This window comes from Streptomyces sp. NPDC020299 (assembly GCF_044387825.1).
Taxonomy (GTDB): domain Bacteria; phylum Actinomycetota; class Actinomycetes; order Streptomycetales; family Streptomycetaceae; genus Streptomyces.
Genome location: NZ_JBIRWL010000003.1, coordinates 590,745 through 609,758 on the forward strand (window position 1 = coordinate 590,745; position 19,014 = coordinate 609,758).

At 71.6% G+C, this 19,014-nt stretch carries 16 protein-coding genes; 9 read left to right on the forward strand and 7 right to left on the reverse strand.

The window, feature by feature from the left end:
* Positions 1 to 157 precede the first annotated feature (157 nt).
* The 4 genes from ACH45E_RS10705 to acs all read right to left on the reverse strand — a co-directional run bounded on the left by ACH45E_RS10705 (position 158) and on the right by acs (position 5,224).
* Positions 158 to 1,105, reverse strand: coding sequence for an alpha/beta hydrolase (locus ACH45E_RS10705; protein ID WP_361446170.1), 948 nt, complete (start codon positions 1,103 to 1,105; stop codon positions 158 to 160).
* Positions 1,102 to 1,593: a phage holin family protein gene (locus ACH45E_RS10710; protein ID WP_361446168.1), complete on the reverse strand. Its 492-nt coding sequence runs from the start codon at positions 1,591 to 1,593 to the stop codon at positions 1,102 to 1,104. Before ACH45E_RS10710 ends, ACH45E_RS10705 begins: the two co-directional genes overlap by 4 nt.
* Before the next feature lie 74 nt (positions 1,594 to 1,667).
* Positions 1,668 to 3,113: a Na+/H+ antiporter NhaA gene (gene nhaA / locus ACH45E_RS10715; protein ID WP_361446166.1), complete on the reverse strand. Its 1,446-nt coding sequence runs from the start codon at positions 3,111 to 3,113 to the stop codon at positions 1,668 to 1,670.
* A gap of 155 nt (positions 3,114 to 3,268) precedes the next feature.
* Positions 3,269 to 5,224: an acetate--CoA ligase gene (gene acs, locus ACH45E_RS10720; protein WP_361446164.1), complete on the reverse strand. Its 1,956-nt coding sequence runs from the start codon at positions 5,222 to 5,224 to the stop codon at positions 3,269 to 3,271.
* Between the two features lie 148 nt (positions 5,225 to 5,372).
* On the opposite strand from acs, the gene ACH45E_RS10725 reads away from it, so the two are divergent.
* Both ACH45E_RS10725 and ACH45E_RS10730 read left to right on the forward strand, forming a co-directional pair.
* Positions 5,373 to 6,026 carry an RNA polymerase sigma factor gene (locus tag ACH45E_RS10725; protein ID WP_361446162.1) on the forward strand — a complete coding sequence of 218 codons (654 nt, stop codon included), beginning with the start codon at positions 5,373 to 5,375 and terminating at the stop codon, positions 6,024 to 6,026.
* A complete protein-coding gene (locus ACH45E_RS10730; protein ID WP_361446160.1) occupies positions 6,023 to 6,655 on the forward strand; it encodes a hypothetical protein in 633 nt (210 codons plus the stop codon). Before ACH45E_RS10725 ends, ACH45E_RS10730 begins: the two co-directional genes overlap by 4 nt.
* A 426-nt stretch (positions 6,656 to 7,081) precedes the next feature.
* Here the strand turns inward: ACH45E_RS10730 and ACH45E_RS10735 are convergent, their stop codons facing one another.
* On the reverse strand, positions 7,082 to 9,418 hold the full coding sequence (locus tag ACH45E_RS10735) for a SulP family inorganic anion transporter (protein ID WP_361446158.1): 2,337 nt from the start codon (positions 9,416 to 9,418) through the stop codon (positions 7,082 to 7,084).
* Between the two features lie 339 nt (positions 9,419 to 9,757).
* Between ACH45E_RS10735 and ACH45E_RS10740 the strand changes: the two genes are divergently transcribed.
* Entirely contained in the window at positions 9,758 to 11,023 is a 1,266-nt protein-coding gene (locus ACH45E_RS10740; RefSeq protein WP_361446156.1) for a hypothetical protein, read from the forward strand.
* Positions 11,024 to 11,041: 18 nt separating this feature from the next.
* Here the strand turns inward: ACH45E_RS10740 and ACH45E_RS10745 are convergent, their stop codons facing one another.
* The gene (locus tag ACH45E_RS10745) at positions 11,042 to 12,022 is read right to left on the reverse strand and encodes an ATP-binding protein (protein ID WP_361446154.1); all 981 of its coding nucleotides are present in this window, start codon (positions 12,020 to 12,022) and stop codon (positions 11,042 to 11,044) included.
* Positions 12,023 to 12,122: 100 nt separating this feature from the next.
* Between ACH45E_RS10745 and ACH45E_RS10750 the strand changes: the two genes are divergently transcribed.
* Entirely contained in the window at positions 12,123 to 12,947 is an 825-nt protein-coding gene (locus ACH45E_RS10750) for an oxidoreductase (RefSeq protein WP_361446152.1), read from the forward strand.
* Positions 12,948 to 13,282: 335 nt separating this feature from the next.
* Here ACH45E_RS10750 and ACH45E_RS10755 read toward each other — a convergent pair whose 3' ends face one another.
* Complete coding sequence (locus tag ACH45E_RS10755) at positions 13,283 to 14,113, reverse strand: HAD-IB family hydrolase (protein ID WP_361446150.1); 831 nt, start codon at positions 14,111 to 14,113, stop codon at positions 13,283 to 13,285.
* Between the two features lie 586 nt (positions 14,114 to 14,699).
* On the opposite strand from ACH45E_RS10755, the gene ssd reads away from it, so the two are divergent.
* The 5 genes from ssd to ACH45E_RS10780 all read left to right on the forward strand — a co-directional run bounded on the left by ssd (position 14,700) and on the right by ACH45E_RS10780 (position 18,963).
* Entirely contained in the window at positions 14,700 to 15,791 is a 1,092-nt protein-coding gene (ssd, locus tag ACH45E_RS10760; RefSeq protein WP_361446431.1) for a septum site-determining protein Ssd, read from the forward strand.
* The gene (locus tag ACH45E_RS10765) at positions 15,788 to 17,026 is read left to right on the forward strand and encodes a TadA family conjugal transfer-associated ATPase (RefSeq protein WP_361446148.1); all 1,239 of its coding nucleotides are present in this window, start codon (positions 15,788 to 15,790) and stop codon (positions 17,024 to 17,026) included. The genes ssd and ACH45E_RS10765 overlap by 4 nt, the downstream gene beginning before the upstream one ends.
* Positions 17,019 to 17,894: a type II secretion system F family protein gene (locus tag ACH45E_RS10770; RefSeq protein ID WP_361446146.1), complete on the forward strand. Its 876-nt coding sequence runs from the start codon at positions 17,019 to 17,021 to the stop codon at positions 17,892 to 17,894. The genes ACH45E_RS10765 and ACH45E_RS10770 overlap by 8 nt, the downstream gene beginning before the upstream one ends.
* Entirely contained in the window at positions 17,891 to 18,682 is a 792-nt protein-coding gene (locus ACH45E_RS10775) for a type II secretion system F family protein (protein ID WP_361446144.1), read from the forward strand. The genes ACH45E_RS10770 and ACH45E_RS10775 overlap by 4 nt, the downstream gene beginning before the upstream one ends.
* Before the next feature lie 80 nt (positions 18,683 to 18,762).
* Positions 18,763 to 18,963 (forward strand): DUF4244 domain-containing protein, encoded by a 201-nt coding sequence (locus ACH45E_RS10780; protein ID WP_361446429.1) that lies wholly within the window; start codon positions 18,763 to 18,765, stop codon positions 18,961 to 18,963.
* The last annotated feature ends 51 nt before the right edge of the window (positions 18,964 to 19,014 follow it).

Genomic DNA, 19,014 nt, shown 5'->3' on the forward strand with positions numbered 1-19,014 from the left:
GCCGGGCCGGCCCATGCGCGTCAGCGGTCGGGCTCCGGGTCCTGCAGCCAGTTGATGAGTTCCGAGGAGAAGGCCACCGGGTCCTCCTCGTGCGGACTGTGCTGTCCCGGGGGATAACCCCCGGACCCCCAGCGGAGGCCGGGCCGGCCCATGCGCGTCAGCGGTCGGGCTCCGGGTCCTGCAGCCAGTTGATGAGTTCCGAGGAGAAGGCCACCGGGTCCTCCTCGTGCGGGAAGTGTCCGAGTCCGTCGAACAGCCGCCAGCGGTACGGGGCTTCGACGTACTCGCCCGAACCGGCCGCGCTCCGCGTGCGCATGACGGGGTCGAGGGAGCCGTGCAGATGCAGTGTGGGCACGCGAACCGGCCGCTTCATACGGCGGTTGAACTGGATGCCGTCCGGGCGGGCCAGCGACCGGACCATCCAGCGGTACGGCTCGATCGCGCAGTGCGCGGTCGACGGGATGCACATGGCCCGGCGGTACGTCTCCACCGCCTCGTCGTCCGGCAGCCGCGGCCCGGACCAGTCCCGGATCAGCTCGCCCACCAGCGCCCCGTCGTCGGCGGTCAGCTGCCGCTCGGGGATCCACGGCCGCTGGAACCCCCAGATGTAGGAGCCGGCGACCGTCTGCCGGGCGTCCCGCAGCATCGCCGCGCGCCAGCGCCGCGGATGCGGCATGGACACCACCGCGAGCCGCCGCACCAGCTTGGGCCGCATCGCGGCGGCCGTCCACGCCAGGTAGCCGCCCAGGTCGTGGCCGACCAGCGCGGCGTCCGGCTCGCCGAGGGAGCGCACCACGCCGGTGATGTCGAGGGCGAGGTTGGCGGGGTCGTACCCGCGCGGGGTGCGGTCGCTGCCGCCCACGCCCCGCAGGTCCATCGCGACGGCCCTGAAGCCCGCGTCGGCGAGCGCGACGAGCTGGTGCCGCCATGCCCACCAGAACTGCGGGAAGCCGTGCAGCAGCAGCACCAGCGGGCCGTCGCCCAGCTCCGCGATGTGGAAGCGGGCGCCGTTGGCGGCGACGTCCCGGTGCGTCACCTCCCGGCCGCCGGGAACGTCCAGCCGTGCGACCGAGAAAGGGTGTGCCGAAGCGGCGGGGTCCGTCATGACGACGAGCGTGCCACAGCCTCGATGGCCGCGGGGGACCGGTCCTCCAGGGCCGGTGCCTGGCGGGGGTGCGGCTTGGCCTTCTGCAGGACGCCCGCCGTCTCCTTCATCGACGCCGCGACCTTCTGCGGGCCCTTGCTCTTCTGCGCCTTCTTCGCGAAGAGCACGCCGATCAGCGCGAGACCGCCGGCGACGAGGACGTTGGCGGCGAAGGACAGCAGGAAGCAGACCGCCAGGTTCCAGCCGCTCCAGGTCCGGATGCCGTACGCGAGGGCGAAGTTGAGCATCGGCAGCGAGAACAGCAGCACCGCGCCGGCCACCGTGAAGGCGCCGCCGCTGGTCGCGCCGCGCTTGACGTCCTGCTTCAGCTGGGCCTTGGCCAGTGCGATCTCGTCGTGCACCAGCGCCGACATTTCGGTCGTCGCCGAGGCGAACAGCTGGCCGATGCTGCGTTCGGCGCCGACCGGGCTGCCGTCGGGTGCGCTCATCGCGGTCTCCCTCTTCGTCTTTTCGTGCCGACTTCGTCTTTTCGCGCCGACTCGTTTTGTACCGTCTCGTCAGATCATGCCGGACGGTCGCCTTCCTCGCCTGCCCTGCCCGGCACTTCGGCACTCGTGTGGCGTCCGGCGGCCGTGTCGGCGAGGTCCGCGGCGAGCCGCCGGTGCTCGGCGGCCTTGCGCTCCAGGAGTTCCGCCATGCGCAGGTGGTAGGCCGGGTCGTCCTGCTCGTAGATGTCCGGGATGCCGTCGCGGTCCTCGTCCCGCTCCTCCTCCTCGTACAGCCTCCGGTACTTGGCGTTGCGCACCTTCAGCAGGGCCGTCGCGCAGACCGCCGCGATCAGCGACCCGGTCAGTACGGCGGCCTTCGCCTCGTCCGTCAGGACCGCATCGCCCGCGAAGGCGAGCTCGCCGATGAGCAGCGAGACGGTGAAGCCGATGCCGGCGAGCGTCGCCACGGCGAAGACGTCGGCCAATGCGAGGTCGTCACTGAGCGAGGCCCGGGTGAAGCGGACGGTCAGCCAGGTGCCGCCGAAGACGCCGATCGTCTTGCCGACGACCAGCCCGAGCACCACGCCGAGCGTCTGCGGCTTGGTGAACACGTCCGCGAGCGCCCCGCCGGAGACCGCCACCCCTGCGCTGAACAGCGCGAACAGCGGCACGGCCAGCCCCGCCGACAGGGGGCGCACGAGATGCGCGACGCGCTCGGCGGGCGAGCACTCCTCGCCCTCACGGGTGGTGCAGCGCAGCATCAGGCCCATGGCGACGCCCGCGATGGTGGCGTGGACGCCGCTGTTGTACATCAGCGCCCAGACGACCAGCGCGAGCGGCACGTACACGTACCAGCCACGTACGCCCACGCGCAGCAGCAGCCAGAAGACGACGAGCCCGGCGACCGCGCCGGCGAGCGCGGCGAAGTCGATGCGCGCGGTGAAGAAGACCGCGATGATCAGGATCGCGAACAGGTCGTCGACGACGGCCAGGGTGAGCAGGAAGGCGCGCAGGGCGCCGGGCAGCGCCGTGCCGATGACCGCGAGCACGGCGAGCGCGAAGGCGATGTCGGTGGCGGTGGGCACCGCCCAGCCGGCGAGCGAGCCGTCGCCGGCGATGTTGGTGAGGGTGTAGACGAGCGCCGGTACGGCCATGCCGCACAGCGCGGCCACCACGGGCAGCGCGGCGGCCTTCCGGTCCCGGAGGTCACCGACGACGAGCTCGCGCTTGAGCTCGATACCGGCGACGAAGAAGAAGACCGCGAGCAGTCCGTCGGCCGCCCAGTGCGCCACGGAGAGGTTCAGGCCGAGGGCGGCGGGGCCGAGGCGGTAGTGGCTGACGCTCTCGTAGCTGTGGTGCAGCGCCGGGACGTTCGCCCAGACCAGGGCCGCCACGGCGGCGACCAGCAGCAGCACACCGCCGACGGTCTCGGTGCGCAGGGCGTCCGCGACATGCCTCCGCTCGGGCAGGGACAGCCGTCCGAGGACCTTGCGGGGGGCGGTGGTGCGGGGCGCGGGCACGAGGACCTCCGGTCGGTGGGCAGGACGGAGCACATGCCGACCAGACTTCCCGGCGCACCTGAGGCGAACGTTTTTTGTTTATTTTACCTAACGTGCCGTGAAAGGGCACCCGGCGCGCACGCCGGGTGCCCCTGCCCAGTCCTGCTCAGTCCTGCTCAGTCCTCGCTGGGCGCCGCCGGCAGCTTCGCCTGGATGAGGTTCATGACCGTGGCGTCGGTCAGCGTGGTGACGTCACCGAGCTGGCGGTTCTCCGCGACGTCCCGCAGCAGACGCCGCATGATCTTGCCGGAGCGGGTCTTCGGCAGCTCCGCCACCGGCAGGATCCGCTTCGGCTTGGCGATCGGGCCGAGCGTGTTGCCGACGTGGTCACGCAGCTCGCCGACGAGCTTGGCGTCCTCGGACGCCGTACCGCGCAGGATCACGAAGGCGACGATCGCCTGACCGGTGGTCTCGTCGGCGGCGCCGACGACGGCCGCCTCGGCGACGGAGGGGTGGGAGACGAGGGCGGACTCGACCTCGGTGGTGGAGATGTTGTGCCCGGAGACGAGCATCACGTCGTCCACCCGGCCCAGCAGCCAGATGTCCCCGTCGTCGTCCTTCTTCGCCCCGTCACCGGCGAAGTACTTGCCCTCGAACCGCGACCAGTACGTGTCGATGAACCGCTGGTCGTCGCCCCAGATGGTGCGCAGCATCGACGGCCACGGCTCGGTGAGCACCAGGTAGCCACCGCCGCCGTTGGGCACCTCGTGCGCCTCGTCGTCGACGACCGTCGCGGAGATGCCGGGCAGCGGGGTCTGGGCGGAGCCGGGCTTGGCGGCGGTGACGCCGGGCAGCGGCGAGATCATCATCGCGCCGGTCTCGGTCTGCCACCAGGTGTCGACGACCGGCGTGCGGTCGGCGCCGATGTTCTTGCGGTACCAGATCCAGGCCTCGGGGTTGATCGGCTCGCCGACCGATCCGAGGACGCGGAGGGAGGAGAGGTCGAACTTCGCGGGGATGTCGTCGCCCCACTTCATGAACGTACGGATCGCGGTCGGCGCCGTGTACAGGATCGTCACCCCGTACTTCTGCACGATCTCCCAGAACCGGCCCTGGTGCGGGGTGTCCGGCGTGCCCTCGTACATGACCTGGGTCGCGCCGTTCGCCAGCGGTCCGTACACGATGTACGAGTGGCCGGTGACCCAGCCGACGTCGGCCGTGCACCAGTACACGTCCGTCTCCGGCTTGAGGTCGAACACCGCCCAGTGCGTGTACGCCGTCTGCGTCAGATAGCCGCCGGAGGTGTGCAGGATGCCCTTGGGCTTCCCGGTCGTCCCCGAGGTGTAGAGGATGAACAGCGGGTGCTCCGCCTCGAACGCCTCCGGAGCGTGTTCGGCGGACTGCCGCTCGACGACCTCGTGCCACCACACGTCCCGCTCGCCGTTCCAGGCGACCTCCTGGCCGGTGCGGCGGACCACGAGTACGTGCTCGACGTTGTCGACCTTGGCGACCGCCTCGTCCACGGCCGGCTTGAGCGCGGACGGCTTGCCGCGCCGGTACCCGCCGTCGGAGGTGATGACCACCTTGGCGTCGGCGTCCTGGATGCGCGTCGCGAGCGCGTCCGCGGAGAAACCGCCGAAGACGACGGAGTGCGCGGCGCCGATCCGGGCCGAGGCCAGCATCGCGATCGCGGTCTCCGGGATCATCGGCATGTAGATCGCGATCCGGTCGCCCTTCTGAACCCCCAGCTCCAGCAGGGCGTTCGCCGCCTTGGACACCTCGTCCTTCAGCTCGGCGTAGGTGATCGCGCGGCTGTCGCCGGGCTCGCCCTCGAAGTGGATGGCGACCCGGTCGCCGTGCCCCGCCTCCACATGCCGGTCCACGCAGTTGTAGGCGACGTTGAGACTGCCGTCCTTGAACCACTTGGCGAACGGCGGGTTCGACCAGTCCAGCGTCTCGGCGGGCTCGGTGGCCCAGGTCAGCCGGCGTGCCTGCTCGGCCCAGAAGCCGAGCCTGTCAGCCTTGGCCTGTTCATACGCCTCCGCCGTGACGTTGGCGTTCGCGGCCAGTTCGGCGGGCGGCGCGAACCTGCGCTCTTCCTTGAGCAGGTTGGCCAGGCTTTCGTTGCTCACGACATCTCCCAATCGCAGGGTGTCCGTTGTGTCCCAGGCCACAGCTCATCAGACCCGGGGGTCCGGTGACAAGGCCAGACCGAAAATTGGTTTAGACCTATGTTCCATCTGCTCTTGTAACGCCTTTCACATCCCGGTCCAAGTACAGATGAAACGCCACCGACGAGGATGGGGAGACCGGGTGGAAGGAATACGGGGCGGGCCGGCTGCGGCGGCTCGCGATCCACAGCTCTTCGAAGATTTCTACCGGCGCCATGTGGATGCGGTGACATCTTTCGTGGCCCGGCGTGTCGCCGACGCCCACACGGTGGCCGACCTGACGGCCGAGGTCTTCCTCGCGGTCCTGGACTCGGCCCACACCTACCGTCCCTCCCGGGGCAGCGAGACGGCCTGGCTCTACGGCATCGCCCGCAACGTCGTCTCCGGCGAGCACCGCCGCGCCGCCCGGGAGACCGAGCGCGTCCGGCGTATCTCGGGACGGCGGTTGCTGGAGGGCGACGACATCGCCCGCCTCGAGGACAAGCTCGACGCGGAGAGCCCGGGCCGCCGCGCCCTGGCCGCACTGGAGCGGCTCCCCGAGGGGGAGCGGGCCGTCATGGAACTGATCGCGGTCGATCAGCTCACGCTCCCCGAGGCGGCGGCCGCGCTCGGCATCCGTCAGGTCACCGCCCGCGTACGGCTCCACCGGGCCCGCAAGTCCCTGCGCGCGGAGTCCCTGCGAACGGAGGCTGACCCGCCCGCCCCGGACCCGAGGGGCACGTCACTGTCGTACGCCAACGGAGGAATCGAGGGGGAAGCATGACCACGAAGGCGATGTTCGAGGACCGGCTGCTGACGGAGTTGCAGGCGGAGATCGAGCGACGTGAGGTCGCACGGCGGGAGCTCGACGCGGACGAGCACACCGGTCGGACCGCGGCACCCGCTCAGGGCCGTCCGCTGTTCACCCGCCGCCGTCTCGCCCTCGCCGCCGGGGCCTGCGCGGTCGCCGGGCTCGCGATGGTGCTGGTGCCCGGCTCCCCGGCCGAGTCACCGGCGTACGCGGTGGACCGCCACCACGACGGCACCGTCACCTTCAGCCTGCTGAAGATCGGCATCGGCCCGACGGCCCAGCGCCAACTCGCCGAACGGCTGCGTGCCGACGGCATCCACGTCACCATCGACGACCTGGCGTACGCCCACCAGTGCGCGCAGCCACGCGGTGAGCTGCTGTCGAACACGTTGATTCGGGCCTACATCGGGAAGCCGCCCAAGGAGGGCTCCGTCCCGACTGGCGAGCCCGGTCCGGGGCACGTCTGGAAGGTCACCCTGCACCCCGGCGACTCCCTGGCGATCGAAAACGTCAGCCAGAAGAACCCCAAGGCGACGCCGAGCGAGATGTTCTACGCGGTCAAGGGCAAGATCGCACCCTGCAAACTGGAGCCCGTCGGCTAGGGCCTGTTGCGAAAGTCCCTCCCCCAGCCTTCGGCCGGGAGGTGCCCCCAGCCCGGCGACGCCCGGCACGCTCCCCCACTGCCTCAAGGGCGTGGGAGGTGCCCCCACTCGCCGCACCGGGCACAGACCCAAATACATCCCGTACGAGGGCCTGCGCCCGGCACTCCCCCAGCCTTCGGCCGGGGGGACCCCAGAGCACGCACCGACTGCGACACCAGGCCTCCCCCACGCTCGAACACACTCGCGCGGGGGCACCCCCATCGCGGCGGGCGCCGGGCCCGCCCTCCGGGCGGACGACGGGACTTTCGCAACAGACCCTAGGCGGACCCGGGCACGCCGCGGGTGGTGGACCCCGGTCCCGGCTCGGCCGGGGGCCACCCGCAGAGGCGGCCTGCCGCAGGCGTCGGCCTCCCGCGGGGGAGCGGGTCACGCCGACAGATCCGCCTCCCGCACACGGTCGAACAGCTCGTCCCCGCTCACCCCGTCGAGCAGGTACGCCTGGGCCTCGCCCACGTGGAAGTACATGCCGTGCAACTCCAGCGCTCCGTCCCGCAGAGCTCGCGCGACCGACTCGTGCGCACGCAGGTGCTCCAGTTGCTGGACCACGTTGGTCAGGCAGAGCTGTTCCACCGCGTCCGTGGCGGATTGGCCGGCCAGCCGTGCTCCGGGGCGGGTGCCGTCGGCCATGCGCTCCAGGCTCGGCCGCCCGTGCCGGAGCCACCGCCTCAGCGATGTCCGCGCGCCGCCCGGTTCGGAGGCGAGCAGCGCGTGCATGGCCCCGCACCCGGAGTGCCCGCACACCGTGATGGAGCGCACCTTCAGCACGTCCACCGCGTACTCGATGGCGGCAGCCACCGAGTCGTCGCCTCTCTCCTCGCCCGGTAGCGGGACCAGGTTGCCGACATTGCGCACGACGAAGAGGTCGCCCGGACCACTGGAGGTGATCATCGAGGTGACGAGCCGCGAGTCGGCGCAGGTGAGGAAGAGCTGTGACGGCTTCTGCCCCTCCCGCGCCAGCCGGGCCAGCTCGCCCCGCACCAGGGGCGCGGTGTCGCGCTGGAACGCGCTGATGCCGCGTGCCAGGTCGTGTCTGCGGTCGTGTCTGCGGACGCTTCCGTCGCCGCCGGGTCTGTAGCCGGGCCTGATGTCTGATCCGACGTCTGGTCTGACGTCCGATCCGCGGTCTGATCTGTCGCCGGGCCTGGATCTGTGGTGTTCGGACGTGGCGGTCTGGACACCGCCCCGGCGGCCGGTCAGTTCGGCGGAGCCGCCCTGCGCGGTGTGCGCGTGCTGCCAGTCCTGCAGTGACTCGTACGCCGCGTGGTCCATGAACGAACCGTGCAACTCCACGACGGCGTGCACGCCTTGGGGTACGAGATGCAGGGTCCGGCTGAGCCGGGGCACCGCGAGGAACGTCAACTGGCCTCTCACATGGATGTGATGGACTCCTCCCTTCTCTTCGTGCGTGATGCGCGTGCGGGCGAGGCGGTGCAGGGCGACGGCGACGGCCACGGCGACCCCGGACAGCACACCCTCCAGGACACCCAGGACGACCACGCCGAGGGTGGTGGCGGCGTACACCAGCACCTCGCGGTGGCGGGTCACCGTGCGGATGTGGTGCAGGGACACCATCTGGATGCCGACGGCCATCACCAGGGCGGCGAGCGAGGCGAGCGGGATGAGTTCCAGGATCGGGACCATCAGCAGCGCGGCGACTACTACGAGAACGCCGTGCAGCATCGTGGAGTTCCGGCTCACGGCGCCGTTCTGGACATTCGCCGAACTCCGCACGGCCACCCCCGCGACCGGTAGCCCGCCGAGCGCTCCGGAGACGATGTTGGCGGAACCCTGGCCCAGCAGCTCCCGGTCCAGATTCGAGCGGCCGACGCGGGCCTGCGGACCGGGGCGCCCGGCGACCAGCTTGTCCACGGCGACCGCCCCGAGCAGCGACTGCACGCTGCACACCAGGGTGGTGGTCAGCACGGCGGCGGCGACGCCGAGTACGGGTCCCTCGGGCAGCCCGGCCAGGGCATGGCTGCGCCAGGACGGCAGATCGACTCTGGGCAGCGTCAGCCCGGTGAGCGAGGCGGTCGCGGTGGCCCCGGCGACGGCGACGAGCGCGGCCGGGATCCCGCGCAGCAGACGGCCGGGGCGGCCGGGCAGCCTCGGCCAGGCCAGCAACAGGGTCAGAGTCAGCGCGCTCATCATCACGGCGGCGGGTCGCAGCTGGGCCAACTGCTCGGGCAGAGCACGGATGTTGTCGAGTACGGAACTGTGCGGGCTGCCGCCGAGCACGATGTGCAGCTGGGCGACGGCGATGGTGACGCCGATGCCGGCGAGCATGCCGTGCACCACGGCCGGGCTCACGGCGAGTGCCGAGCGTGCCACGCGCAGGCAGCCCAGGCCGAGCTGGGCGAGACCGGCGAGGACGGTGATGCCGCAGGTCGCCCGCCATCCGTAGCGCCCGATCAAGTCGGCCGTGACGACGGTGAGTCCGGCGGCGGGGCCGCTGACCTGGAGTGGGCAGCCGCCCAGCCGCCCGGCGACGATCCCGCCGACGGCGGCGGCGACCAGCCCGGCCTGGAGCGGGGCGCCCGTGGCCAGGGCGATGCCGAGGGACAGGGGCAGGGCGATGAGGAAGACGGCGATCGCCGCGGACACGTCGGCGCCGGCGACGCGGAAGCGGCGGGGCGGACTGTGCGGCTGGTGGGGGCGCTCGGTCCGCGCCGGGGTCTGGGGCTGGGTGGGTGCGCAGGCTGACATGTTTCCCGTCTCCTCCGGGGAAGCGCGGTCGCGGAACTGGTCGCGGCCGTGGGTCACGGCGTGCAGCGGCGGGATGGAGCAACGCGTGGAACACGTGAAACGCGTGAATCAACACTCGGTAAATGAATCGTAATGCAGAGTAAAAGTCACGCAAGGACTTTTGGGGCAAATGGCTCATTAGTTCACTCGCCCGAGTGGCGTGGGCTTTTTATCGGCTTGTCGTATTAATTCCTTTCTCGGCCTCGTGCGACCTTGGCGGCACTGTCGGCAAATCCATCAGATCACCACAAAACGCCCTCGTCAGCGTTTGCCTGAGAGAAGGAAGAAGGTGGGCGGAACATGGCCGCCACCCAGAGGATCGCCGCGGGAGCCATGGCCGCCGCGGCCTGTGCCGCGTCGCTGGCCGGCTGTGCCGGCGGCTCCAGCGGTTCGAAGGAAGGGGCGCCCGGCCCGCAGAAGGGAGCACCGCCGCCCAACAGCGTGCTCCAGCTGATCGGCGACGGCTCCACCGCGTACACCGGAAGCCAGCCGCATCTGCCCAGACCCGAGCGGCTCGAACCCGGTCAGAAGCCTCCCCAGTTCGTGGTCTTCTCCTGGGACGGGGCGGGCGAGGACAGCCAGAAGCTGTTCTCCCACTTCCGCGGCGTCGCCAAGGCCAACAACGCGACGATGACGTACTTCCTCAGCGGCGTGTACATGCTTCCGAAGGAGAAACGCGACCTCTACACGCCGCCGCAGCACCCGCCGGGCAGCTCCGAGATCGGCTTCAACGACGAGCAGGGCATCGCGGACACCGTCACGCAACTGCGCCTGGCCTGGGAGGAGGGCAACGAGATCGGCACCCACTTCAACGGCCACTTCTGCGGCGAGGACGGCGGGGTCGGCAAGTGGTCGGTGGCGGAGTGGAAGAGCGAGATCGCCCAGGCCAAGCAGTTCGTGAAGACCTGGAAGACCAACACCGGCATGACGAAGGAGGCTCCGCTGCCCTTCGACTACGACAAGGAGCTCATCGGCGCCCGCACCCCCTGCCTGGAAGGGCAGAAGAACTTCATGAAGGCGGCCCGCGAGCTCGGCTTCCGCTACGACACCAGCGGGGTCGACGACCAGGTCTGGCCGAAGAAGAAGCACGGCCTGTGGGATCTGTCGATGCAGCTCGTGCCCTTTCCCGGGCATTCCTACGAGCAGTTGACCATGGACTACAACTTCATGGTCAACCAGTCCGGCACCTCGACCCAGGGAGACCCGGCCAAGTACGACTACTGGGGCGCCCAGATGCGTGACGGCCTGCTCAAGGGCTTCTACCGCACCTACGACGGCAACCGCGCACCCCTGATCATCGGCAACCACTTCGAGTCCTGGAACGGCGGCACCTATATGCGCGCGATCGACGAGGTCGTCGAGCAGGTGTGCAACAAGCCCGAGGTGCGCTGCGTCTCCTTCCGGCAACTCGCCGACTGGCTGGACGCCCAGGACCCGCAGGTACTGGCCAGGCTGCGCACCCTGAAGGTGGGTGAGGCCCCCCGGCAGGGCTGGGCGTCCTTCCTGTCGGGCCGCACCGCCCCGGCCCCGAAGGGGGTGCCGGGGGCGCCGGCGGTCCCGCAGTGAGGATCGGGGTGGTCGCCGTCAGGCGGGAGCGGCGACCGCCTCACTGAGCACGAAGGCGGGGTCGACCTGCGCCGCCAGGTCGGCCCCGGTGCGCTCGTTGCCCCAGGAGTGCGCGTTCCTCAGGTGGAAGTGCACCATCTGGCGCGTGTACCGCTCCCAGTCCCGCAGCTCGTACGTCGCATCGGCGGCGGTCCGAAGGGTGCGCAGGGCGCGGCTGTTGACATCCTCCAGGAGGTCGAACCGGGGCGGCCGGCCCTTCTCCATCGCGCGCACCCAGTCCGAGTGCCCGACGGTCACCAGCAGGTCGTCCCCGACCTCCGCGCGCAGGAAGTCGAGGTCGTCCGGGCCCTGCACCTTGTTGCCGACGACCTTCAGGGTGACGCCGAAGTCGCGGGCGTACTCCTTGTACTGGCGATAGACGGAGACCCCCTTCCGGGTCGGTTCGGCGACGAGGTACGTGATGTCGAAGCGGGTGAACATGCCGGAGGCGAAGGAGTCCGATCCGGCGGTCATGTCGACCACGACATACTCGTCGCGGCCGTCGACCAGGTGGTTCAGGAACAGCTCCACCGCTCCCGTCTTGGAGTGGTAGCAGGCGACCCCCAGGTCGGCGTCCGTGAAGGAGCCCGTGACCATCAAACGGACGGCGCCGCCGTCGAGTTCCACCGGTCGTGCGCAGGCGTCGTACACCGGGTTGGGTTCCCGTACCCGCAGCAGGCGTGAGCCCTCGCCGGGCGGGGTCGTCTTGATCATCGTGGCGGCGGAGGCGATGCGCGGGTTGCTGCCGCGCAGATGGTCCTTGATCAGCGACAGCCGCTCGCCCATGGCGGGCAGCGCGGCCGCCTGCGCGTCGTCGAGGCCGAGTGCGGCGCCGAGGTGCTGGTTGATGTCGGCGTCGATGGCGACCACCGGCGCGCCTGCCGCCGCGAGGTGGCGGATGAAGAGGGAGGACAGTGTGGTCTTGCCGCTGCCGCCCTTCCCGACGAAAGCAATTTTCATGTTCACCAAGGGTAGTCAGTCGATGTCCCTGAGTGGCGGGATGAGTGAAGAAGACCACTCCTTCGTGGGGCGCGGCGCCGGGGTGCGTAGGGTCGTACTCATGAGTACGACAGGCGCGTCCGCCGATCCGCTCGCGACCCTGGGCTCGCTGCCCGGTGTGACCGAGTCCGTGGAGTCCGTGCGCAAAGCCGTGGACCGGGTCTACGGGCACCGGGTCATGCGGCGACGCAGCAACGCGATCACCTCCGAAGCGGCCCTGCGCGGCGCCCGCGGCTCCGCGGCGCTGTCCGGTGCCGACTGGGCCCTGGAGGAGGTGCGCCGGCGCACCGATTTCAGTGGCGACGACGAGGCGCGCGTGGTGGGCGCGGCCCTGCGGCTGACCGCGGAGGCCGGCCAGCTGCTGTCCATCTGGCGTCAGTCGCCCCTCAGGGTGCTGGCCCGGCTGCATCTGGTCGCCTCGGCGGGCAAGGACGACGAGGTGGGCCGGCCGCGCCAGACGGGTGAGCCGGTCGACGAGCCGCTGATCGAGCTGCCGCTGCCGGACGCCGCGGAGGTGTCCGGTCGGCTGGAGGGCCTCTCCCAGCTGATCATCGCGGGCAGTTCCGCGCCCGCGCTGGTGACGGCCGCGGTCGTGCACGGCGAGCTGCTCGCGCTGCGCCCCTTCGTGTCGCACAACGGCCTGGTCGCGCGCGCGGCCGAGCGGATCGTCCTGATCGGCAGCGGCCTGGACCCGAAGGCGGTCTGCCCGGCCGAGGTGGGGCACGCCGAGCTGGGCCGCGCCGCGTACCTGGCGGCCCTGGACGGCTATGTCTCCGGGACCCCGGAGGGCATGACGGCCTGGATGGCGCACTGCGGCAGGGCGGTGGAACTGGGCGTGCGCGAGTCGACGGCGGTGTGCGAGGCGCTGCAGCGCGGGGCGGCCTGAACAGGGTTGCGGCGGTACGAATACTCGTACCGCCGCTGGCATGACCACCGAGTTACCAGGCGTCCTCGATATGTTGCCCATCAGGTCGGGAGCTTCGCCCGTCACCTGGTGCGGCTGGCCCGTAATCGACGGGTCGACGTCGCGTGGGTGCCCGATGTTCATGCTCGGTCCGTGGGGCCAAATGCGTTTTAAAGGTGATCCTCTCGGATGTCCTTCGGTCTCGCGGGCCGTTAAGTCCTTTGTACTGCACGCCCGGAGCAAGCGGAACCCCTGCCCACGGTTCTTTACTTTTAGGTCCAAAACGGTCACAAACCGTTTCAGGTTCAGGTTCAGGTTCAGATCGCTGAGCTGCGGCGCCGACTGGCGTACCAGACGAGTCCCGCGGTGGCCGCCGCTCCTATCGCCGCCGCTGCGACCAGGGTCGGTCTCGGCGGTACGGACAGCGTGGGCAGCCGCTTCTTGAGCCGCACCGGCCGGTGGAAGTCCAGGATGGGCCACCCGCGCGCGAGTGCCTCGCGGCGCAGGGCACGGTCGGGGTTCACGGCGTGCGGATGGCCTACGGCCTCGAGCATCGGCAGGTCGGTCGCCGAGTCGCTGTAGGCGTAGCAGCGGGCGAGGTCGTACCCCTCCGACTCGGCCAGCTCCCGGATCGCCTCGGCCTTCGTGGGGCCGTAGGCGTAGTACTCCACCTCGCCGGTGAAGCAGCCGTCGTCGCCCACGACCATGCGGGTGGCCACCACCCGGTCCGCCCCGAGCAGCTCGCCGATCGGCTCGACCACCTCGGCGCCCGACGTGGAGACGATCACCACGTCGCGTCCGGCCGTGTGGTGCCTCTCTATGAGGGAGGCGGCCTCGTCGTAGATGATCGGGTCGATCAGGTCGTGCAGGGTCTCGGCGACGAGTTCCTTCACCTGCTGCACGTTCCAGCCGCGGCACAGCGTCGACAAGTACTCGCGCATGCGCTCCATCTGATCGTGGTCGAGTCCGCCGACCAGGAAGACGAACTGGGCATATGCGGTACGCAACGCGGCCCGGCGGTTGATCAGTCCGCCTTGGTAGAAGGACTTGCTGAACGTGAGTGTGCTCGACTTCGCAATGACCGTCTTGTCCAGGTCAAAGAAGGCCGCTGTGCGGGGCAAGGAGTGGTTTTCCACGACCCTGAGCATAGGCGCCCACCATTCGGCGTAAGGTGGGGCGCGTGGGTTTGCCTGAGAGGGCTCTCGGGTACACCATGGAAGTCACGGATCGTTCGCGACCGTGCTAACCCGGTCCGACTCCTCCCCCCCCGAGTCGGCCGTGGGGACGACCCCCGCTCTCCCCCCCGGCGGGGGTCGTCGCATGTCCGGGTGGGTTTTCTTCTCCTTTCAAGCGGTTGCCGGGCCGTCGGCGTCCAGCGGCGGCCCTCGTCTCCGCATGTCCAAGATCCGTTACTCACGGTAGTCAATGCGGTGCTCTGCGGAAGTCGAACCGGGGCCGGTTGTGATGGTCACCGGTATGAGTGATGGCGATATTCACAACCGCTGAGTTGTCCACAGTTTTCCACCAAGATCCACACGATTTCCGGGATCGCTGCACCGTGATTCCAGCGCGCTCCGACCGCGGCGAGTTCATGGCCGGTTCTGTTTGCCGGAGCGTCTATGGCCGGTTTGTATCGGTCGCTCATATGGAGGCCGCTTGCCGGTTCTTCACACATTTGGGAATCGCGTGGCCGCAGGGGACTGCGCGCACGACGCGGCGAAGGGGGAACACGCCATGGCCAAGACCGCCACCCATGATCCACAGCCCGCCACCGCCGGGCAGCCACTGATCATCACCGAGGACGCCGAACTCCTCGACGACCTGCTGCGCCTGTGCGCGGCGGCCGGCGCCACACCCGAGGTCCACCACGGAGTACCGGAACGCGGCGGCTGGGAGGCGGCTCCGCTCGTCCTGGTCGGGGACGACGCGGCGCACCGCGTCCGCGGGGCCGCCCGCCGGCAGGGAGTGGTACTCGTCGGCCGCGACCAGGACGACGCCGGCGTCTGGAAACGGGCCGTCCAGATCGGCGCCGACAGCGTCCTCATGCTCCCCGAGGGCGAGCAGTGGCTGGTCGACCGCATCGCCGACGTCGCCGAGGGCGTGGGCCGCCCGGCGCTGACCGTCGGCGTCATCGGCGGCCGAGGCGGGGCCGGCGCGTCCACGCTGGCCTGCGCCCTGGCCGTCACCTCGGCGCGCGAGGGACTGCGCACCCTGCTCGTCGATGCCGATCCGCTCGGCGGCGGACTCGACGTACTCCTCGGCGGAGAAAGCGCCGACGGGCTGCGCTGGCCCGCCTTCGCCGCCTCGCGCGGCCGGGTCGGCGGCGGTGCCCTGGAGGAGTCGCTGCCCCGGCTGCACTCCCTGCGGGTGCTCAGCTGGGACCGCGGCGACTGCGTCGCCATCCCGTCCCAGGCCGTGCGGGCGGTGCTCGCCGCAGCCCGGCGTCGCGGAGGCACCGTCGTCGTCGACCTGCCGCGACGCCTCGACGACGGCGTCGCCGAGGCGCTCGCCCAGATCGATCTCGCGCTCCTCGTCGTACCCGCCGAACTGCGTGCCGTCGCGGCGGCCGGACGGGTGGCGTCCGCCGTCGGCATGGTCCTGCGCGATCTCAGAGTGGCGGTACGCGGGCCGTACGCGCCGGGACTCGACGACCGCGAGGTGGCCCGGCTGCTCGGCCTGCCCCTGGCCGGCGAGGTGCCCGTCGAACCAGGGCTGCTGCGCCCGGACGGCGCCGGCAAACCGCCCGGCGCGGCCGGCCGCGGGCCGCTGGCGCGCTTCTGCACACGGTTCTGGGAGCAGGCCCTGGTGGAGGCGGGTGGCGCATGAGCACGTTTCCCCGGCTCGAACGGGCGGACTCCCCTGCGTTGCTCGACGGGGTGCGACGGTGGCTGGCCGAGAGCGGAGCAGAACCGACACCCGCGCGCGTGGCACAGGCGCTGCGGGAACAGGGACGCGTCCTCGGCGACGCCGAAGTCCTCGGAGCCGCCGCCGAGTTGCGGTCCGAGCTGGTGGGCAGCGGGCCGCTGGAGCCACTGCTCGCCGATCCGTCGGTCACCGACGTCCTGGTGTCTGCCCCGGACCGGGTGTGGGTGGACCGCGGCGGCGGACTGGAACTCACCGGCGTGACCTTCCCCGACGCGGCGGCCGTACGACGCCTCGCGCAGCGGCTGGCCGCGGTGGCCGGACGCCGGCTCGACGACGCCCGCCCCTGGGCCGACGCCCGGCTGCCCGACGGCACCCGGCTGCACGCGGTGCTGCCCCCGGTGGCCGTCGGCTGCACCTGTCTGTCCCTGCGGGTGGTACGGCCCCGGGCGTTCACGCTCGGCGAACTGGTCGCCGCGGGCACGGTCCCGCCCGGCGGGGACCGGATCCTGCGGGCGCTGCTGCGGGCGCGGCTGTCCTTCCTGGTCAGCGGCGGCACGGGCAGCGGCAAGACAACGCTGTTGAGCGCGCTGCTCGGACAGGTCGGACCCGGCGAACGGATCGTGCTCGCCGAGGACTCAGCGGAGCTGAGACCGGACCATCCGCACGTCGTGCGGCTGGAGACCAGACCCGCCAACCAGGAGGGCGCGGGCCTGGTCACTCTGGAGGACCTGGTGCGGCAGGCGCTGCGGATGCGCCCCGACCGGCTCGTCGTGGGCGAAGTCCGCGGCCCCGAGGTGGTGCATCTGCTGGCCGCGCTGAACACGGGACACGAAGGCGGCTCGTGCACGGTCCACGCCAATGCCGCGGCGGACGTACCGGCCCGCCTGGAGGCGCTGGGCACGGCCGCCGGGCTCGACCGGGCCGCGCTGCACAGTCAGTTGGCGGCCGCGCTGTCGGTGGTGCTGCACCTCGTGCGCGACCGGGCCGGTCGGCGCCGTATCTCCGAGGTGCACGTGCTGGAGCGGGGCCCCTCCGGGCTGGTGCGCACGGTGCCGGCGCTGCGCTGGGGCCCGGAGGCCTTCGCACGGGAGCGGGGATGGGAGCGGCTGCGCGGGCTTCTGCGAAGCGACGTCGAAGGTGAACCGGGCGGCGGGGCGAACGGCCATGGTGACGAAGGAGGCGAGGGAGATGGGTGAGGTCTCGACGAGTGAGGTGGCCATGGGTGCCGCTCTGGCGTGCGTCGGAGCGGCGGCATGGCTGACGGGCGGACGGCACTACGGGGCGCGGCGGGCACGGCTGCTGCTCGCGGGCGGCGGAATGGTGGGGGCCGGCCCGCCCTCCGCCCGGCAGGTCGTCGGTGAACTGCGGCGCCTGGGCGGCCGGTTGCGGAGCGAGTGGTGGGCGCTGTGCGCCGGGCTGGTGCTGGCGCTGCTGGGTGCTTCGGTCGTTCCGGTCGTCGCGGGGGCGGCCGGGGTGCCGGTGCTGCGCCGGCTGCGGCTGGCCGGGGAGGCACGGCGGGCGCGTGAGCGGCGCGGGGGCTCGGTAATCGCGTTGTGCGGGGCGCTCGCGGGCGAGGTGCGCGCCGGACGGCAGCCGGGCGAGGCGCTGTCGTATGCCGCGCGGGACTCCGGCGGGCTCGGCGAGGCGCAGGCGACCGTGCTCGCGGCGGCGAGGTTCGGAGGCGACGTACCGGGCGCGCTCGCGGGGGCGGCCCGGCAGCCGGGCGCCGAGGGGCTGCTCGGGCTCGCGGCCTGCTGGCGGGTGGCTGTGGACCAGGGCGCCGGGCTCGCGGCGGGCCTCGACCGGCTCGACGCGGCACTGCGCGCCGAACGGGACCAGCGTGCCGACCTACGAGCCCAGTTGGCGGGCGCGCGGGCCACGACGGTGATGCTCGCCGCCCTGCCGGTCCTCGGTCTCCTGCTCGGTACGGCCATGGGCGCCGACCCGCTGCACGTGCTGCTGCACAGTGGGGCGGGGATGGGATGTCTGCTGGTCGGCGGCCTGTTGGAGGCCGCCGGGCTGTGGTGGTCGGCGCGGATCGTGCGCGCGGCGGAGGCGGTATGAGCACCGAATTCGTCCACAGGCTGGGGATGGCCGTCTCGGTGGTCGTGGCCCTCGGATGGCTGGTACGGCGACTGGAGACGGCGCGGCGCAAGCGCTGGGCGCGGCGTCGCCTGGCCGAGCTGCTGGCCTTGCGGCCCCCGCCCCCGCGGCCGTCCGTCGATGTGCGGGGTGCCGTACGGCGATGGCTGCCCATGGCCGGGGTGGTGGCCGCCGGGTGGGTCCTGGTCGGTGGCGCCGGTGGGGCCGCGGTGGGCCTGGTGGTCGCGGGGGCGTTGTGGCGGTGGCGGAGTCGGCAGGGGGAGGACGCGGACCGGGCGGCGCGGTTCGACGCCGCGACGGCCGCCCGCCAACTCCCACTGGCAGCCGATCTCCTGGCCGCCTGCATCGCGGCCGGAGCGGGGCCGGTGGCCGCCGCCCGGGCCGTGGGCGAGGCCCTCGGAGGCCCTGTCGGGGAGGCGCTGGCTCAGGGGGCCGCGGAGGTGCGCCTGGGCGGCGAACCGGCGGACGGCTGGCGCCGGCTGGCCTCTATGCCGGGCGCCGGTGCCCTGGCGCGGCTGCTGGAGCGGGCGGACGTGTCGGGCCTCCCGGCGGCCACACCGGTCGCGCGGCTCGCGGCTGACGCGCGCGCGGACTGGGCGCGGGCCGCGACCGCACGGGCCAGACGGGCGGCCGTTCTGGTCAGCGCGCCGGTGGGGCTGTGCTTCCTGCCCGCCTTCATCGCGGTCGGCGTGCTGCCCGTGGTGATCGGGCTGGCGAGCGGGGTGGTGGGAGGGGGTGGCGCGAAATGAAGCAACCGGCGAAGTGATCACAAGTGGTCGTTGGAACGAACCTCAGGGGAGTTGAGATGAGCGAGAACACGGGGTCCGGCATGAGCAAGAAACCGAAGGACGCGGGGCGGCGGCTGCGGGCGCGCTGGCGCCGGGACGCGGGCATGGTCACCTCGGAGTACGCCATGGGCATCGTCGCGGCGGTGGGGTTCGCCATGCTGCTCTACGAGGTCGTGACGAGCGGGCAGGTCCGGGCGGAACTGCAGGACATCGTGAAACGAGCCCTCAGTGCGCGGATGTGAACGCCGGAGTGGGCGCGCTCCGGTGCGAGACCGAGGGCGCGCCCGGGGACG

Bases quoted from the DNA above. Each gene is read 5' to 3' on its own strand.
- ssd (WP_361446431.1), top strand. From the start codon at position 14,700: ATGGCCAAGACCGCCACCCATGATCCACAGCCCGCCACCGCCGGGCAG.
- ACH45E_RS10775 (WP_361446144.1), top strand. From the start codon at position 17,891: ATGAGCACCGAATTCGTCCACAGGCTGGGGATGGCCGTCTCGGTGGTC.
- ACH45E_RS10725 (WP_361446162.1), top strand. From the start codon at position 5,373: ATGAAACGCCACCGACGAGGATGGGGAGACCGGGTGGAAGGAATACGG.
- ACH45E_RS10770 (WP_361446146.1), top strand. From the start codon at position 17,019: ATGGGTGAGGTCTCGACGAGTGAGGTGGCCATGGGTGCCGCTCTGGCG.
- ACH45E_RS10755 (WP_361446150.1), bottom strand. From the start codon at position 14,113: ATGCTCAGGGTCGTGGAAAACCACTCCTTGCCCCGCACAGCGGCCTTC.
- ACH45E_RS10765 (WP_361446148.1), top strand. From the start codon at position 15,788: ATGAGCACGTTTCCCCGGCTCGAACGGGCGGACTCCCCTGCGTTGCTC.
- ACH45E_RS10710 (WP_361446168.1), bottom strand. From the start codon at position 1,593: ATGAGCGCACCCGACGGCAGCCCGGTCGGCGCCGAACGCAGCATCGGC.
- ACH45E_RS10705 (WP_361446170.1), bottom strand. From the start codon at position 1,105: ATGACGGACCCCGCCGCTTCGGCACACCCTTTCTCGGTCGCACGGCTG.
- ACH45E_RS10745 (WP_361446154.1), bottom strand. From the start codon at position 12,022: ATGAAAATTGCTTTCGTCGGGAAGGGCGGCAGCGGCAAGACCACACTG.
- ACH45E_RS10740 (WP_361446156.1), top strand. From the start codon at position 9,758: ATGGCCGCCACCCAGAGGATCGCCGCGGGAGCCATGGCCGCCGCGGCC.
- ACH45E_RS10780 (WP_361446429.1), top strand. From the start codon at position 18,763: ATGAGCAAGAAACCGAAGGACGCGGGGCGGCGGCTGCGGGCGCGCTGG.
- ACH45E_RS10730 (WP_361446160.1), top strand. From the start codon at position 6,023: ATGACCACGAAGGCGATGTTCGAGGACCGGCTGCTGACGGAGTTGCAG.
- ACH45E_RS10750 (WP_361446152.1), top strand. From the start codon at position 12,123: ATGAGTACGACAGGCGCGTCCGCCGATCCGCTCGCGACCCTGGGCTCG.
- ACH45E_RS10735 (WP_361446158.1), bottom strand. From the start codon at position 9,418: ATGTCAGCCTGCGCACCCACCCAGCCCCAGACCCCGGCGCGGACCGAG.